Here is a 16,608-nt window from a genome sequence, read left to right on the forward strand (position 1 = left end):
ACTTATAATAATAGAGATTTATAACGAATAGAGCCTCTAAGTAGTTGAATAAAATTACAAGAATCTTTAACAAAATAAATGCCTACTCTTATCAATCGCAGAGGGCCTTTAAGCGCTTGCGTTTTTTCACTCCCCCTCGCAAAACAATAGGGTAGTAGTAACAGCAAGCTAAACCAACTGATGACAATCCCTAGGAGGCCTATAAGAGCTATACTGTAGGTTGCTTGCGTGTAATCAAAAAAGTATCTCATATAAAAAAAGCGACGAGTTTGTGGAAAGTCTTTTGGGATACGTGGCACCACCATCATGCGCTTATCAAATAACCATTGCCAAGGCGTTACTTTTTCAACAACATGGAACACGGTTGCTTCTTCTGAAAAGCGACTCTCCCACCCGAGTGATTTAACTTTCCAAGCGAAGTCGGTATCTTCACCACCAAGAACAACCATCGATTCTGGGTGTTCATCTGCCCTAAAAGCGCCTACCTGTAGAAAAGCTTCACGACAATAAAAAATGTTCAAAGTTTGGTAAATGAAACTCTCTTCACGAAGCTCAAAAGAACGGTTGAATACACTATGCTCGGCCCCGGGTGCTGGCAAGGTTTGTCCTTGAACGAGTCCTACCCCTTCAGAAAATCTAAGTACGCCAGATCGCAACCACTCAGGAACTGCATCGCAATCACTGTCCATAAACGCGATAATAGTGCCCACAGAATTCTGTGCACCCATTGTGCGAGACGGACCGGGGCCTTCGGCTTTTTTCCTTAAACAAATCAGTCGACATTGGGCGTCAGCCGCTAGTGATAAAACTAATTTCTCGTTAGTATCATCAGCCGAGCTGTCTACAACAATGATTTCAAAAAGATGTGCGGGGTAGTCTTGCTGAATACAAGATTCCACCGCTTTTTTTAACAGTTCTGGCCTTCCATATGCCGGGATAACAATACTCGCCTGAGGTAGTTCAGAATTGTCCATTTCCTGTTTAATCCCTATTTTCTTTTTAGCTCTATACTAGTTACAGAGTGTTTAGGAAAAGTGAAATTAAACTTGATTGCAGCATCGTCAATTGGATAGGGATTTAAAGTTACTTCATTCATCGAGCCATAATCGAAACGGCCATTTTTTGAGCCTTTAGCTTGTTTACCCCACTTTAATCCTGGCACAGCAATTACCTTTGAACCAGTATGAGAATCGATATCTACCCCACCTAAGATCCAACTAGTTGCATCTTGCTTTGGAACGAAGTCTTTGAGTTGAATACTGGTCAATATGTCGGCATCAAAATGTTTGTTAATTCCAATTACATATAAAGTGTTACCGTCTTCGCTTAAACTCGAAATAACATCCAAAAACGGCACATCATCTTGACCTTCAGACCACCCAATTGAAGGAGTATCCATGGTAGGACTTTGCGCGTTCGTTGAAACCAACTTAGTACCAAAATGGGTACTAAATATCTCAAATGCGTAAGCGCGAGGCGTTGGAATCCACTCCGGCGCCGGCGGGAAAGTGTTATTAGCCGAAGATAACCAGCCTAAAACACTAAAATCATTCAACATCCAAAACGCTGCCATTTTAGTTTGCGGCGATTCAATAAATGATTTTAATGTACTCGCTGAGAAAATCGCAGAGCCCAAAGTTTTCGGGTGGTCGACGTAATCACCAGCATGGAAAAATTGAAATATGGGGCCCCATTCAGTTACAGCAATAAAAGGACGCTCTTTTTCATTAGGATAGAATTCACGCAATTCCTCCTCCATTTTATTTAAGTTTTTAGATATAGCTACTGGCCTACCCATCATCGCTTTATAAACCGTGCTTATAGGCTTATTTTTATGGTCACCGGTGAGAATAGGTGCGTATGCATTATGGATAGAAACAAAATCGAAGTGTCCCTGCATTTTTTTATACACAATACGATTCCAATTTTTGTAATCCATTTGCTTGTAGTCACCTTGATTGATACCACCAATAATGCCAATTTGGATACGCGGATCTGCTTTGCGCATTGCCTTGGCAAACAAGAGAGCGCGCTTTGCATATTTTTCTGGGGTTAAGGTGACCGCCTTTGATACAGCATTTCCATTATTAATATATTGTTCGTTGCCAATTTCCCAATACTTGACTCGGAGAGACTTTTTATTAACGTATTCTATCCATTCAACTGCATCTTGGGGTGTTCCATTGGTAAAGTTAACCGCAAAGATCAAATCGGCACCCAAATCGTCGGCCATTTCAATGACCTCATCAGTACCGAAATTGGGTACAGATGCATCCTCTTTCCCGGCTTCATGTTTTATTTTTGGACGCTCGTTATACGGGCCTATACCATCCTTCCAGTCATAAAAGTCTGAGTATATGCCACCAGGATATCGAATTAACTTTAAGCCCATTTTTTTGGACAAGCGTATAATTTCAGGGTCAACTTGGCGTTCTTTTTCCTGCCATAGGCTTGTTGCATTCCAACGCCATTCTATATTTCCACCAAATAGTTCCGATGGAATATCTCTAAGTTGATTGCCTGCATCTACTTCTACAGACGCTAACAACTGCTGAGGGTTTTTACTTGGTTTCCAAGGTTTACCATCATGTTTTATGGCGCTTTGAAAGGGCTCCTTGACGGATACTTGTTCAGTGAAATTCTTATCTAATCTAACTGAAATGTTATCAAACCACGCTTTTCCTGTATTGCCTGCAACCCAAACAGACAAATAAAGCTTTACGTCATTGCCATTTGGTACTTCGTAGGAGTCTTCATACCAAGCCCATTTTTTGTCTGACGATGAATGAAATAGCATTTTAAATTGACCTGACTTACCATCAACGACACTGACCATGCCGACTAAGGCATTGGCACCAGCATCTACCGCCATACTGCTACCGAAGTAGATGGTCTTTCCTTTCAAATTAGTACTATTAATCTCCTGCGCGACGGCTAATGGCTGTTTTTTATCGTTGTTACCATTGGGCTGCAATAAAAGTGAATAACTACCATTGAGCCTAAAAGAAGTGTCCTGCACTACAGTGCCCTTTTTACCGGTAGTACCAAGGTTTCTGACCCACGCGAGCGGGATTGTAGAGTTAGTCGTCGATACAAGCTCAAAGCCACCATTTTGAACAAAGTCTTCATTAAGGCCTTCGGCTGGGAACGGGCTTGAGCCACCTGACTCAAAGTCAGCTCCAACAGAATCACCGCAACTAAATAAAGCGATTAAAGAAAAGGTTAGAACAGATATTAGTGACGCTTCTTTAGTAAGGGATTGATAAAAAGACATTTGTTTGGTGCTCCTTAATCAAAAACAACTTGATTTTTATTTTATAGTGCTCATAGTGAACTTGACGAAGCTGTTTACTATGTCGATGGGGGAGTCTCCAGATAGCAGCGCAAACTTTATGGAAAACGTATTATGGCGCGCATCAGTGTAATAGTAAATACATTTAACGGCGAGAAAATAATCAATGAAACCTTGCAAAGCATTCTATCTCAAGGCTTTGAAGATTATGAAATTTTACTATGGGATGACTGTTCAACTGACACCACTGTTAATATAATAAAGCAAATATCGGACCCCAGGATTCAACTTCATTGTTCAACGAAAAACCAAGGACTAGGCGCTTCACGACTAGCCGCATTGAAGAAGGCAAAAGGTGAGTGGGTTGCATTTTTAGATCAAGATGATTTGTGGTCTCCCAATCACTTAACCGCGATTATTGATAAAAGTAACGAGCATGAAGATTTTAGTTTCATATATTCCCGAGCGGTAAGGTTTTTCGACAATGGCGATAAAGTAGAATATGACCATCGGCATGAGTTCAAAAAACTCCCAGAAGGTGACATATTCATAAACCTTATTGAAGATTCATGTTTTATAGCCATGGGCAGTGTTGTTTTCAAACGTAAAGAGTTAAACAATATTGACGATGTCCCTCCTAATATCACAGCATGCCCCGACTACTATTTTTATTTGAAACTAGCCTACAAAAAACGAGTAGGTGCTGTTCAGGAAGTTGGCTGCCACTATCGAATGTATCAAGGCAACATGACAACTCGATATGGCGTAATAATGCAAACAGAAATACTGTGGCTGCTAGATCAATGGCGCTCCTTTATGCCGGACTCTTTGCATCGTAAACGTTGTAAAATACACTATTCGAATTTAGCATTTTGCCTCTGGAGGCAGAATCATAAAGGAAGGGAAGCACTGGGCATTTTGGTCAAACAAGGATCGTTTGGGTATTTGTTAGTACGCCCTTTTGCACAAGCATGGCGCAAAATAAAAAGAAAATTTGTCGTCCCTTTTTGGCAGCGGCAGCGCAATGTAACCGTAGAGTTTATAGGAACCAAAGTATCTGCATTCGATTTTGAGTTTGCGGTCAAAGCAATTAAATCTATGGTTTATAAGAACAATGGTGGTTACGTAAGTTGCGCAAATGCTTTTGGTTTAACCATGGCGCATGAAGAACGCGATTATAAAAACATATTAAACAGCGCGGATATTGTCACTACAGATGGCATGCCTGTTGTTTGGGCATTGAACGCGATGGGTAATTATTGTGAGCGTGTACACAACGACGACTTAGTATTAACATGCTGTGAACGCTACCCCAAATGGCGCCAAATTCTTGTTGGCGGCAGAGAAGGCCAGCCTGAGAAAGTCGCAGCTGAACTCAAACGCAGGTATCCAGACGTAGACATAAAAGCCTGCTTTCCAACCCCTCAAAGACCTGTTCCAAAAGACTATACAGACAGTTTGGTAAAACAAATCGAAGAACTAAAGCCGGATGTGATTTGGGTTGCCCTAGGAACCCCCGCACAAGACCATTGGATGGCTGAAGTAAACGGCAGGATAAAAGCGCCAATGGTGGCCTGTGGTAGTTTGTTCGATTTGCTTTCGGGGCAAACAAAGCCTGCTCCAGAATGGATGAAAAAAGCAGGCCTTCAATGGCTATTTCGCTTAACCTTAGAACCTAAACGACTTTTCAAGCGATATGCTTATTACAATAGTAAATATGTTTACTTGGCACTTAAGTCTGTTTTGAAATATAAGAAATCATCTGAAAGGATTGAACACCGCCGATGAGTAAAATTAGTCATAATTTAGAACAACTCCGCATACTTCATGTATTCAATCAACCCAGAAGCGGCGGCGGGTCTCTTGCATCGACTCTAGCTACTATATCAATATTTAAAAAAACCGGACATAACGTAGAAACGTTTACCCGAAAAAGTACCGAATTACCTGCGGGATTAAAGGGGAAATGGGCAGCAGCAAGTCGTGCGCTATACAATCCTGAATCTGTGAGAGATTTCAGGGCATTTTTAAAGCGCTTTAATCCTGACATCGTGCATGCTAACGAGTTCTTTCCACTCGTCTCACCTAATATATTGATGGAATGCAAAGAAAGAGGTATTCCGGTTGTTTTAACATGTGATGACTATCATTTAACTTGCCCCGCAAGAACTCATTTCCGAAATGGTGAAATATGCACCCTTTGCTTGAATGGGAAAGAATACAACAGCGTTCTAAATAAGTGTAAAAACAGCTATTCGGAAAGCGCTATCAATGCACTTTACAATTATAATCTCAGGCGAAAAGAAACATATCAAAATACAGTTGACCATTTCATCACATGCTCAGAATTCACCAAGTCGTGGATAATTGAACATGCTAATGTTTCTCCAAATTGTATTACTGCCATTCCCCATTCGATTGAAATCCCTGACACTAGTGTTAATGCGGGGCAGGGTACTTATGCCTCTTTCGCTGGACGTTTTGTTAAAGAAAAAGGTATTAACACTCTACTTGAAGCCGCAGATATATCTAAAGTCCCAGTCAAGTTAGCTCGTAACGTCAATCACTTTGTTGATATTGTACTACCAGACACCGCTGATTCTATGGTGACTCACGGAAGAGATGATTTGGCATCCTTTTACAGAAACGCTCGTTTCTTGGTGTTTCCAAGTAATTGGTTTGAAACTTATGGAGTTGTAGGTGCCGAGTCAATGGCCCATGGCGTCCCCGTTTTAGCGGCTAAAATTGGTGCTTTAAACAACTTAATTGAGGATGGAAAGACCGGTGTGTTTTTTGAAGCAGGGAATGCCCAAGACCTGGCAGAAAAAATGCGTATGCTTTGGGAAGACCCAGACTTGTGCAATCGCTTAGGCCAAGCAGGGCGACAATATGCTATAGATAACTGGAGCGAAGAAGTAAATTTCAAGCACACTATGAAGGTTTATATGAAGGTATTAGCCTAGCAATGCTTTCTAAAGTACTCGATGGTTTTTTCTAAACCTTCACGCAACGGAACAATGGGCTCCCACGACAGTTTTTCTCGGGCTAAGCGCAGGTCTGGTTTGCGTTGTTTTGGGTCGTCATGAGGAAGTGGTCTGTAAACGATCTTGCTTGTGCTCTCAGGAAGTAATTCTAAAACTGCTACAGCAAGCTGTTTCATTGAAAACTCAGTATCGTTCCCAACATTCACTGGACCCATGAAATTGGATGTGTTTTCCATCATTTTAGTCATGCCTAGCAACAAATCATCAATGAACTGGAAACTTCTAGTCTGGCTGCCATCACCATATATGGTGATATCTTGATTAGTTAGGGCTTGTACAATGAAATTTGAAACCACGCGTCCATCGTTAGGCTGCATATTCGGGCCATACGTATTGAAGATCCTAATAATTCGAATGTCAATGCCGTGTTGACGATGATAATCCGAAAACAAAGTTTCTGCACAACGTTTTCCTTCGTCATAACATGAGCGTATGCCGATTGGATTAACTCGTCCCCAGTAGTCTTCTGGTTGAGGATGCACCGTCGGATCGCCATAGACTTCGCTGGTTGAGGCTTGCAAAATTGTTGCCCCCACTCTTTTGGCCAAGCCAAGCATATTGATTGCGCCATGAACTGAGGTTTTTAAAGTCTGTACAGGGTCATGCTGATAATAAACAGGTGAAGCAGGGCATGCTAAGTTGTAAATTTCATCTACTTCGACATATAAAGGAAAGGTCACATCATGACGTAAAAACTCGAAATTATAGCTATCGAATAATTCCTTAATATTCTGCTTATTGCCGGTAAACAAGTTATCGACACAGAGAACGTCGTGTCCCTGGTTGACTAAACGCTTACATAAATGAGAGCCAATAAATCCCGCGCCGCCGGTTACTAAAATTCGTTTCATTGTAGCGTTTAGTTCCTTTATTTATTATTTTTAGTCAATTGTTCCAAGGACTTTCGTCTTAATTGCCATATACCAGCGAGTAATAAAAGCATAAAAACTGACGGTGCAGAAACCCTCTGTATTGGTGTTAATGGCCCAGCTATGGTTAATTCAATCTGACCATTTGTCTGGGGGCTAGCGAACAATAACGCATAAGTACTTGGCGAGTTCAGATTTTGAAATGAACCAAAGAAATCTCCACCAACGTTTAGGGAAGCGTCAGAAAAAAATATCTGATTACCAAAAGAAGGTAAGAAAACAAAAAAACCAATGTCTCCAGCGCCTGTAAAAACACTTTGAATACTATTGTTATCAACATCTATTACAATATTATTATTCAGATTAATTACTGCTTGGTTATTCTTCGCATCTGTCTGGTCAAATACCACGTGCAGATTATTTGTATCTGTCACGTCGGCTCCTTCGAAATAAAAACCAAATACGTTGCCAACAAGCCCAAAAGCCTCACCAATGTCTAATATTTCAGTTAGAAAACTGCTGGTTCCGGTAACAGAGAAATAACCTGTACCGTCAATATCTTCGCTGTAAACGCCGGGAACGGGATTTTGGATAATAGTGGCATTGACTTGAGAACTAAATAAGACAGCAAGTGCGATAACAGTCCGATATAAAAGTTTCATTTGTATTTCCTAGTCTGGTAGTTTTCGATGAATTTATTACAAAATAATAATACTTTAGATTGTTGGAAAAGTATGCAATATTTAAAATCTAAATTTAATTTTCTGATTTATCAAGTAGTTGGAAATAAGCTTAATTGATTAGTGCCTTGAATAAATAGAAAGTATAAAAATTTTTGCAAACGATAAAGCATAATTACATAATCAAAAAGTGTTTTTAAATTTCTGATTTTTTAAAAAAAAAGGTAAAGTCGAATGTCATTTTGGTCAGGTAAAAAGGTATTTGTGACTGGTGTATCTGGTTTGATAGGCCAGCATTTACTGGCTCATCTATCAGAGCTTGGCGCCGAACTGGCCTTATTTACTCACTCTTCGATTATCATGCCAACGGATATTCCAAACTACAATAAATTCAAAGGCGATATTTCAAATAAGCAAGATATCGAAACCGCATTAGTTAAATTTCCTGCAGATCTTGTTATTCATTTAGCAGCCCAAAGTCAAACATCGAATGAAAATATTCGCGACACCTTTCAAACAAATACGTTAGGTACACTTAACTTATTCGAAGCCGTCAGCGCTGTTAGGCCTAACGCCAGTGTAATCTTAGCATCCAGCATCGCAGTGCAGTTTCCCGATAACATGTATGCTCCAAGTACATATGCTGCATCAAAGCAGTGCGCCGAAATTATCGCGCAAAATTACTCTGCAGCTAGAGGTATCAACTGTATGGTAATTAGACTGGGAAATACATACGGCCCAGGTGATCACCACAATCAGCGTTTGGTGCCTAGCTTAATACAAGCAATGTTAAATAAAGAGAAAATTCAATTACGCAGTAATATTGATACCGAGACCAACTTGCTTTATGTAGAAGATGCGGTAAATGGGTTTCTACTCGTCGGGGAATATTTACTGCAAGACAAGCGCCTGTATAGCGCATTGACGCTATGTGCAAATATGAATGTAACTACAAGGGAGTTGGTTTCATCTTTATCAAAAATTTTAGACTTATCAGCAAATGTAGCGTTAAATGAAAACTTATCATTAAAAGTCGCTGAACACGCGATTTTACCATCTGAACTTTTAGTATCAACCTTAGGTTGGCAGCCTAAGGTGAAAATGTCAGATGGGCTAGAGCAAACAGTTAACTATTACCGGCAAACACTTAATATACAAGGAACAGATTGATGAATCGGCTAGCCAATTTTTATAAAGGCAAAAAGGTATTGATTACAGGCCACACCGGTTTCAAAGGCGTTTGGCTTACTGCTTGGCTAAACCAACTCGAGGCGCAGGTCATAGGATACGCAATTCAGCCACCCAGTGATCCGAATAGTTTCGAAGCATGCCGAATGACTGATCACATGACTCATATCTCAGGTGATGTATGCAATGCAAGTCAGGTTGAGGAGGTTTTTGAAACTCATAAACCCGATATTGTCTTCCACTTGGCAGCACAATCATTGGTTCGATATTCTATTGATGAGCCGGCTAATACTTATTCTGTTAATGTCATCGGCACAGTCAACGTGCTTGAAGCGGCAAGAAAGTGCGACTCAGTTAAGGCCGTAATTTCGGTCACTAGTGATAAATGTTATAAAAATCAGAATTGGCAATGGGGCTATCGTGAAACTGACGAATTAGGTGGATTAGATCCATATAGCTCTAGTAAAGCTTGTGCAGAACTAGTTGTCAGCTGTTTAAGCAACCCGAGGTATCAGAAATCTGCCGGTTCCAAAACGGTTACGCCAATTGCATCGGTAAGAGCGGGTAATGTTATAGGCGGCGGTGATTGGGCTGCAGATCGAATTATCCCAGATATTTTTCGAGCTATCGTCAATAAAGACGATGTGACTATCCGTAGCCCCAATTCAACTAGGCCGTGGCAGCATGTCTTAGAGCCTTTAAGTGGATACTTGTGGTTAGGCGTAAAAATAGTAGAGCAACCAGATGCGTTTTTAGGAGGTTGGAACTTTGGCCCTAAAAATGATGATATTTGGACGGTTCAAGATATCGTAAACGGTATACTTGACCGTTGGCAAACAAAAAACACCAAACTAATTATTGATGAGGACAAGTCGGGTGCTGAATCTCAGTTACTGAAACTTGATTGCAGCAAAGCTCAACAGTTACTGGACTGGAGTGCAATATGGAATGTACCGACAGTATTGGATGCAATAGTGGCTTGGTATCAACAATACTTGTTAGAACCAAATGCAGACATGTATCCCCTTTTGATTACTCAAATTAAGCAGTATTCAGCAGATGCTGAGAAAGCTGGTCACGCTTGGGCAAAAGCTCATTAATAAAAAAATAGGAGAAAATAAAATGGCTGACTCGTTTAAATGCCTTGCATGCAACAGCAACAAATATCACATGGTACTCGATATGGGGGAAGTCCCTTTAGCTAACGCGTTTGTGCAAAATAGTGAAGATACTGCAGATCAAAATAGAGAACCCTTATCATTAGTGATGTGCTTGGAGTGCGACTTACTTCAGATCAAAGATGAAGTAGACAGAACAAAATTATTTAGTAACTATTTGTGGATGACGTCAACTTCATCCGGTGCTAAAACACATGCTGAAAACTTATCTGAGCATCTATGGAAAAGATTTGGCAACAATGAAAAGAAACCTTTTTTAGTTGAAGTTGCCAGTAATGATGGCTTTTTTCTTGAACATTATAGAGATGCAGGGTTTGATATTTTGGGTGTTGATCCTTCCAACTTTGCAGAAGAAGCCAATGCGCGAGGCTTGCCTTCAATAAGAGACTTTTTTGGTGTCGATGTAGTTAATAAAATTTTAGAGACTAGAGAAAAACCAGAAGTGATGGTTGCGCGCAATGTCTTAGGGCATTCCAGTGAATTACAGGATTTAGTTGCGGGTATGCAAAAACTATTGTCTGCTGAAGGAACCCTGGTATTAGAGCTTCCATATGCTTATATGCTAAGAGCTGAATTGCAATATGACACTATATTTCACGAACACCTTTCTTATCTTACTGTTGGTTCATTGCATAACTTATTTAAGCGATACCAATTAAAAATAACCAACGTTGATTTTGTGCACATGAACGGTGGCTCTTTGATATGCGAAGTGATGCATGAAAATAGTAAGGTGGCGTCGAATGATCAGGCAATGCTCGCGTTTGAGAAGTTTATTGGCTTAAATACGGTTAATGGATGGGAAAATTTTGCCAAAGACGTCAATAAACAACGAAAAGATCTGGTTGCTTTATTAACTGATTTGAAAAACAAAGGTCACAAAGTGGTTTCCTATGGTGCTGCTGCGAAATTTATGACGATGCTAAATTATTGTGATATTGGACCAGACTTAGTCGCAGCTTGTGGCGACGCAAACACTAGGAAGCAAGGACTTTTATGTCCAGGAGTCCATATTCCTGTGGTGAGCCCTAAGGAATTGATAGACATGAGTCCCGATTTTATACTGATAGGGGCTTGGAATTTCAAAGATGAAATAATTAGCGTAATGCGCAACAAATATAATTTTAAAGGTGAATTTATTATGCCATTACCTTACCCTGAAATTATTGACTGAAAGCACGCTTAGTGACTGCTTATTTTATACCGTAACTTTCGTCTGATTAGGGTTTTGTTTTTGCCTATATCTCGTTTAGTTTGTAGTAACGGAAATATCTTAACGTTGTCACTGATTTTTATGGGTCCAGACACGGTTGTGTAGGCGCCTAACTGTACATTATTGCCCAGCCTCGGGCACGCTTCTAATATTGTATCTGCGGACGCTGTTGAGGAGTAACAAACGGCCAGAGAAAACAATGTAAGACGCTTGCCTGCGCTACCATGAAAAACAACACCAGGAGGATGTGATAGACGACATCCTGGTCCAATACAACTCTGTGGCGGTATATTTACTTTATGCACAATCTGATTTAAGCGTGCAACAAAAAGACCGAGATTTTTCCATTGATTAACATAGAGGAAGTGAGCTAAACGGTATAACATCAAACATTGAATTTCAGGCATAAAAAACGCACTTAGTCGTCGCTTAAATCCTTTACCCAAGGCTTTATTCGTTTGGGATTTCGTTAGGTAACGATTAATATCTTGGCGAATATTGAACCTCAGCCCTTTCCAAAAAGAATGATGATATTTGTCACAATTCTTATGTTCCTGACTATGCTCATTTTGCATTAGAAATCGCCCGATACTCGTGGGCTTCTACCGTCGTGTTGTCTGGCACATCAAACGTAACGGCTACTACAGCACTAATTATTACGTTGTTACCTACTGTCACTGGCCCTAGAACTCCGCTATGGGGTTCCAATATCACGTTATCTCCAATCAAGCAGAAACCAGGACCTGCGCCAATATCTTCAAATCGACCAGTTTCACCACCTAGGCCAGAGCAAGCGCTAACAGTAAGGTTTTTTCCCGCACTGCCCATCACGGCAACGCCAGCTGGATGGAGCACAACAAACCCCTCTCCTATATCGGCATGCTCGCTAATATCAGCACCAGTCCATAACAAATTGAAATGCCAAATCATTCTTCCTAGCCAAGATGAACCTCTGGCCTGAAAGTAATTAGCTAATCTATAAAACAATACTGCGTGAAAACTGGGATGAAAGTAAGCTGATTTACGATTGCGAATGCCCTTTTCGTTTAACATATTAAGCAATCTGCGGTGGTCCCAACATATTCGCCTTTTTACTTCACTAAAAGTTAATCTGGGACTAGGAAACATCTTTGCGTACTCTAATAATGGTCAAAATCGTGGTTGGACTGGTTTGTTTGGTTATTATTGCGATACCTAATAGCAGTATTGGCGATAGCACTAGCTCTAAAGCGCTAGGTAAGTGTATAAAATATTTAAACAACAAAATGACAGCAAGGCAACTTATTGCTAAGAAAATCGTGGGTAGAAAGTTAATATTGAGTTTTGCTTTTGCTCTTAGGAAACCAAGTGTGCAAGGAAATACGACGAAAGCTTCAACTGCTAGAGATACAAGTGCACAACCAACATAACCATACTCTTCTGCAAAAATACTAACAAAGAATACTTTTATCAACACCGACGCCACGAAGTAGCCAAAAGCTGCTTTTTCTGCGCCAACAATAAATAATAAAGGCCCCATTGCAGCCGAGAAAGATTTGATTAAGCACATGGCCAACAATATGTGCAATGCATCAGTAGCAGTAACTAATTCAGGACTGATTAATCCCATCATGAATTCTGCACCGGGATAGATCCCCGAAAAAGATAAAAAACCTAAAAGCGCGATAATGTTAAAAGCATTTTGCGCAGATATTGTAAACTGCCCGCGGTTATTGTTCCAATGGCTAGCAAGGACCGGATAAAATACGGCACCGACAGCCGTTAAAATCATAAACATAGGCCACACTAATTTTTGCGCAGCAGAGAATATTGCGACATCCTGCAATGTGCTTAGCTTAGATAAAATCAGAATTTCAGCTGCATTATTTACTACAGATAGTAAGCCAATAAAGCCTATCAAATATGATGCTCGCCATAATTGCTTAGCGTCGGCGACCGATGCTGAGCCAATAGTGAGGTATTCGATTGTTGATAGCCAAATACAACACAGTAAAAAAATTAAGCGAGACAGCACTAGAGATAGCGCTATACCAATAATGCCGGCGTTTACGTAAAACGATAGGACAATGAGTGGGATCATCAGTATGATAGAGATAAACTCGGCCAACATTTCTTTTTCTAGCGTCATGCGCGCTTTAAATACAGCCCGATAAACACTGACAAAGGCGTAAAAAACTAAACCTAAAGATGCACAAATACCACCAAGCATCAAATTTGATGATGGATTTAAAAGGCTGACAATCGTTATCATTAAAGCGATGCTTAGCGGAATTTGGAACCCTTTCAACATAAATAGAGTGGATAACTTATGGGTAAACTCGTGCTTATGTTTACTTACTTCTCGAACGAAAACGTCGGTAGTACCGAAATCTAGTAACCATTCTGCAATCATCATAGTAGCTAACAATAATGAGTATTCTGCAAACGTATTCGCGCCAAAAGCACGCGCTATTATCGCCGCAATCACTAGCCGCAGCATCGAATTTATATTGCGGCCCACAGCCAAGACGGCACCGTTTTTCAGCAAGGCCCAATTAGTTGATTTTTTATTGTCATGAGGCAGGGGAGCCGCCTGCGAGGCGCTGCTTTGAACTTCGGCATGCTCGGACTTATTTGAGATCATCGACTGTTTCACTGTTGATGAATCTGGAAAGCCCATTATCGGCAATGCGTTGTTCGAGTTTTTTCGCAGCAATACGAACTATGGGGTTGACTATTTTTTTTGCTCTTTTAGCTAAGGGAACTTCAGCTCCTAACCTAGGTTGTAAATCAAGAAATTTTGATAATGTATCAAAAATAAACGCTGGCTTATCAAATAAATCAGCGTAGCTAATCTCCACTAGCTGATGCGTAGGAATAGATTGAATATCAGTTAAATATTTTTCTATGTTGTTTGTAATATCCGCTACAATAAGCTTTGACACTAGCGTTGTGAAGCCAGATTCAGACAAAACTTTACGTAGTAATCGAAATATTCCACTTAACGTTTTTGTTACTCTAATATTATTCGATAATAAAGCTAATAGCGGATCTTTGGTGCGAGTAAAGTGTAGCGCATTATTTATTTCAGAACTGAGTATCTCTGATGGAGACCGCTTAATAAATACAAATTTTGCCTTAGGGAAAGCCTCAGCTAAAAAGGCCCCTTGTCCAATATCCCACGGATTTTTCAACATAACGGCCTGTTTCGTTGAGTGTATGAGGGAAAGCTTATCTACTATTTCTTGCAGCAACGTTAAGGTCTCTGGACTACTTGTGAATTGGCCGCCCCAGCGCTTCAAAATCCAGCCGTATTCTTCTGCGGTCTCAGGGCCTAATTCTAGATTGTCATTTCCTCTTTTTTTATAGCCAAAGCTCTGAAAGTATTCATTAATAGTGTTAGCGTCGTTTAAGGCCGTTGCTTGCTGAATTCTTGAAATTAGTTGCGGGTAATAGACAATATCTTGAATGGTTAATTTCGCTGCACCGTAGTAATCAGCCATGCTCTCATACAAAAAGGTTGTGCCTGACCGATGCAATCCCATTATAAAAACAAGAGGTTGTTGCGATTTCGGTAAATTTAGCTTGGTACTGCTTTCAAGGTCTGCAAGTGATGAAAAATCAAATGCTGTCGACTGACGTTTAACACTCATAAATGATTCATTTTATTGTGTTTAATACTATTGTTACGTGCTTCCATAGTCTGACGCCAATAATGAATCACAACAATAATAGCTGCTAAAAGTATAAATATTCTTTGCGGCTGACTTACTCGTAATGAAAAGCTTAAAAAGCCATCAAAAGCGAATACAACCATCGCGCTAACGCAGGCCGCATTAATCACAAAAAGCCCCTCATTAGGCACTTTGAAATTCTTAATGCCTGCCCAGACAATGAAGCCCCAAAACCCCATATGTAGAGCTACGCCAAGCAAACCTAACTCACCCCACCATAAAAAATAGATATTATGAACGGGTGGTATCCAACCATTGTAAATTTTCTCTGAAAAGCTCAAATACGGTGATAATTCTAGTGTGTAGGCATTAATGCCTACTCCGAACAACCAATGATCTTGTATAAGCCTAAAAAAGTCCTCCAAAAAGACTTGTCTACCAATTGATGCGTCGTCTTTACTGTCAAATAGTCGGTTAAATATTTTGCCTGCGAACGGTACTAATAGCACTATCATTCCGATACCAGACGTAATAGTTGCAAATAGTGCTCTGTTACTAAGGGTTCGGTGAGCAATCATTAGCAACATCAACGTAATGTAACCTAAAGCAAAACCAACCCATGCTGAACGTGATTGTGACAAAATTAACCCACATAGCCCAAAAATAATGGCAGCAGCTAAAATCATTCTTAACCAAAACTGTTTAAATATTAGAAACGAACCAATTAAAATGGGTAACAGAACAGCGATATAAATGCCAAAAATGTTGGCATGCAGAAGCAATGCGCTTGGCCTAAAGGCTAGGGATCCTTCAACCGAAGTGTAAGCAAGGTTTTCGATCGTTTTCGCAGTTGTCTCGCCTAAAAATTCAAGCCCGAGAAGGTTGCCCTTCAAGTATTGTGCAATCCCAACAATACCCTGCATCAACACACCCAGCGCTAAAGGCGCAACGCATGTATACAGGTGTTTAGGTGTTCTAATTTCATTTACCAACACAATAAACAATAAGGCAACTTTACTCATTCTTAGCACTTCATGCGCACCAGATGTCTGCCATGGGCCTTGAATAACGTCAATGATACCGATAAATATAATACCTAACCAAAGCCAAATGACCTTAGGAATGCGGTAGCCAGGTATTTTTTTTGTAAACACATCACTTAGTTGCAATGCCAAAAGAACGAATACAAACAAGTCAAATAGCTCAATACGAAACGCTTGCTCGCCACCACCTTTAAATACTATTTCTCCAAATTGCTTGCTTAAGGCTAATGGCAGAGAAAACACGAGGAGCCATAAAATGAGTAATCTTGGATTAGATGACAGCATCAACAGCACTATCATGCTCAATACTAATATCGAGACGATAACTAACTTGAAGCCGCTAACAAGTAATATTAGCAACAACATTAGACCTAAACCCAAAGCAAAGAAAACGGCAAATAACGACTGTAACTTACCTTTGCTTGACAATGTTAGGTGATCCATATTG

General features: G+C 40.2%; 14 protein-coding genes. 5 read left to right on the forward strand and 9 right to left on the reverse strand.

From position 1 onward, the window contains the following. Positions 1-2: 2 nt before the first annotated feature. Together CXF95_RS26840 and CXF95_RS26845 are read right to left on the reverse strand one after the other, a co-directional pair. Positions 3-974, reverse strand: coding sequence for a glycosyltransferase family 2 protein (locus tag CXF95_RS26840; protein ID WP_101201479.1), 972 nt, complete (start codon positions 972-974; stop codon positions 3-5). Positions 975-988: 14 nt separating this feature from the next. After that, a complete protein-coding gene (locus tag CXF95_RS26845) occupies positions 989-3,274 on the reverse strand; it encodes a hypothetical protein (protein WP_101201480.1) in 2,286 nt (761 codons plus the stop codon). Between the two features lie 132 nt (positions 3,275-3,406). On the opposite strand from CXF95_RS26845, the gene CXF95_RS26850 reads away from it, so the two are divergent. Together CXF95_RS26850 and CXF95_RS26855 are read left to right on the forward strand one after the other, a co-directional pair. Beyond that, positions 3,407-5,080 carry a WecB/TagA/CpsF family glycosyltransferase gene (locus tag CXF95_RS26850; protein ID WP_101201481.1) on the forward strand — a complete coding sequence of 558 codons (1,674 nt, stop codon included), beginning with the start codon at positions 3,407-3,409 and terminating at the stop codon, positions 5,078-5,080. Continuing rightward, entirely contained in the window at positions 5,077-6,255 is a 1,179-nt protein-coding gene (locus CXF95_RS26855) for a glycosyltransferase family 4 protein (protein ID WP_101201482.1), read from the forward strand. The genes CXF95_RS26850 and CXF95_RS26855 overlap by 4 nt, the downstream gene beginning before the upstream one ends. Here CXF95_RS26855 and CXF95_RS26860 read toward each other — a convergent pair. Then, positions 6,252-7,187: a UDP-glucuronic acid decarboxylase family protein gene (locus tag CXF95_RS26860; protein WP_101201483.1), complete on the reverse strand. Its 936-nt coding sequence runs from the start codon at positions 7,185-7,187 to the stop codon at positions 6,252-6,254. The two genes, CXF95_RS26855 and CXF95_RS26860, sit on opposite strands and share 4 nt — an antisense overlap. A 17-nt stretch (positions 7,188-7,204) precedes the next feature. Further along, positions 7,205-7,867, reverse strand: a complete 663-nt coding sequence (locus tag CXF95_RS26865; RefSeq protein ID WP_101201484.1) for a hypothetical protein — start codon at positions 7,865-7,867, stop codon at positions 7,205-7,207. Between the two features lie 252 nt (positions 7,868-8,119). Between CXF95_RS26865 and CXF95_RS26870 the strand changes: the two genes are divergently transcribed. The 3 genes from CXF95_RS26870 to CXF95_RS26880 are packed head-to-tail and all read left to right on the forward strand — an operon-like array spanning position 8,120 to position 11,425. Then, entirely contained in the window at positions 8,120-9,055 is a 936-nt protein-coding gene (locus tag CXF95_RS26870; protein ID WP_101201485.1) for an NAD(P)-dependent oxidoreductase, read from the forward strand. After that, positions 9,055-10,173, forward strand: a complete 1,119-nt coding sequence (rfbG, locus tag CXF95_RS26875) for a CDP-glucose 4,6-dehydratase (protein ID WP_101201486.1) — start codon at positions 9,055-9,057, stop codon at positions 10,171-10,173. Before CXF95_RS26870 ends, rfbG begins: the two co-directional genes overlap by 1 nt. Positions 10,174-10,195: 22 nt before the next feature. Beyond that, a complete protein-coding gene (locus CXF95_RS26880; protein ID WP_198556725.1) occupies positions 10,196-11,425 on the forward strand; it encodes a class I SAM-dependent methyltransferase in 1,230 nt (409 codons plus the stop codon). Positions 11,426-11,433: 8 nt separating this feature from the next. Here the strand turns inward: CXF95_RS26880 and CXF95_RS26885 are convergent, their stop codons facing one another. The 5 genes from CXF95_RS26885 to CXF95_RS26905 all read right to left on the reverse strand — a co-directional run bounded on the left by CXF95_RS26885 (position 11,434) and on the right by CXF95_RS26905 (position 16,604). Continuing rightward, on the reverse strand, positions 11,434-12,039 hold the full coding sequence (locus CXF95_RS26885; RefSeq protein ID WP_101201488.1) for a hypothetical protein: 606 nt from the start codon (positions 12,037-12,039) through the stop codon (positions 11,434-11,436). Further along, positions 12,029-12,517 carry a serine O-acetyltransferase gene (locus CXF95_RS26890; protein WP_157828275.1) on the reverse strand — a complete coding sequence of 163 codons (489 nt, stop codon included), beginning with the start codon at positions 12,515-12,517 and terminating at the stop codon, positions 12,029-12,031. Before CXF95_RS26890 ends, CXF95_RS26885 begins: the two co-directional genes overlap by 11 nt. A 64-nt stretch (positions 12,518-12,581) precedes the next feature. After that, positions 12,582-14,087 carry an oligosaccharide flippase family protein gene (locus tag CXF95_RS26895; protein ID WP_157828276.1) on the reverse strand — a complete coding sequence of 502 codons (1,506 nt, stop codon included), beginning with the start codon at positions 14,085-14,087 and terminating at the stop codon, positions 12,582-12,584. After that, entirely contained in the window at positions 14,074-15,096 is a 1,023-nt protein-coding gene (locus tag CXF95_RS26900) for a sulfotransferase (RefSeq protein ID WP_101201491.1), read from the reverse strand. Before CXF95_RS26900 ends, CXF95_RS26895 begins: the two co-directional genes overlap by 14 nt. Next, a complete protein-coding gene (locus CXF95_RS26905) occupies positions 15,093-16,604 on the reverse strand; it encodes an O-antigen ligase (protein ID WP_101201492.1) in 1,512 nt (503 codons plus the stop codon). Before CXF95_RS26905 ends, CXF95_RS26900 begins: the two co-directional genes overlap by 4 nt. Positions 16,605-16,608: the final 4 nt, after the last annotated feature.

Source organism: Paraglaciecola sp. MB-3u-78, assembly GCF_002835935.1.
GTDB lineage: Bacteria > Pseudomonadota > Gammaproteobacteria > Enterobacterales > Alteromonadaceae > Paraglaciecola.

What these genes read in the sequence shown, in the direction of transcription:
- CXF95_RS26840 (WP_101201479.1), bottom strand. Translation starts at nt 974, where the DNA reads ATGGACAATTCTGAACTACCTCAGGCGAGTATTGTTATCCCGGCATAT.
- CXF95_RS26845 (WP_101201480.1), bottom strand. Translation starts at nt 3,274, where the DNA reads ATGTCTTTTTATCAATCCCTTACTAAAGAAGCGTCACTAATATCTGTT.
- CXF95_RS26850 (WP_101201481.1), top strand. Translation starts at nt 3,407, where the DNA reads ATGGCGCGCATCAGTGTAATAGTAAATACATTTAACGGCGAGAAAATA.
- CXF95_RS26855 (WP_101201482.1), top strand. Translation starts at nt 5,077, where the DNA reads ATGAGTAAAATTAGTCATAATTTAGAACAACTCCGCATACTTCATGTA.
- CXF95_RS26860 (WP_101201483.1), bottom strand. Translation starts at nt 7,187, where the DNA reads ATGAAACGAATTTTAGTAACCGGCGGCGCGGGATTTATTGGCTCTCAT.
- CXF95_RS26865 (WP_101201484.1), bottom strand. Translation starts at nt 7,867, where the DNA reads ATGAAACTTTTATATCGGACTGTTATCGCACTTGCTGTCTTATTTAGT.
- CXF95_RS26870 (WP_101201485.1), top strand. Translation starts at nt 8,120, where the DNA reads ATGTCATTTTGGTCAGGTAAAAAGGTATTTGTGACTGGTGTATCTGGT.
- rfbG (WP_101201486.1), top strand. Translation starts at nt 9,055, where the DNA reads ATGAATCGGCTAGCCAATTTTTATAAAGGCAAAAAGGTATTGATTACA.
- CXF95_RS26880 (WP_198556725.1), top strand. Translation starts at nt 10,196, where the DNA reads ATGGCTGACTCGTTTAAATGCCTTGCATGCAACAGCAACAAATATCAC.
- CXF95_RS26885 (WP_101201488.1), bottom strand. Translation starts at nt 12,039, where the DNA reads ATGCAAAATGAGCATAGTCAGGAACATAAGAATTGTGACAAATATCAT.
- CXF95_RS26890 (WP_157828275.1), bottom strand. Translation starts at nt 12,517, where the DNA reads ATGTTAAACGAAAAGGGCATTCGCAATCGTAAATCAGCTTACTTTCAT.
- CXF95_RS26895 (WP_157828276.1), bottom strand. Translation starts at nt 14,087, where the DNA reads ATGATCTCAAATAAGTCCGAGCATGCCGAAGTTCAAAGCAGCGCCTCG.
- CXF95_RS26900 (WP_101201491.1), bottom strand. Translation starts at nt 15,096, where the DNA reads ATGAGTGTTAAACGTCAGTCGACAGCATTTGATTTTTCATCACTTGCA.
- CXF95_RS26905 (WP_101201492.1), bottom strand. Translation starts at nt 16,604, where the DNA reads ATGGATCACCTAACATTGTCAAGCAAAGGTAAGTTACAGTCGTTATTT.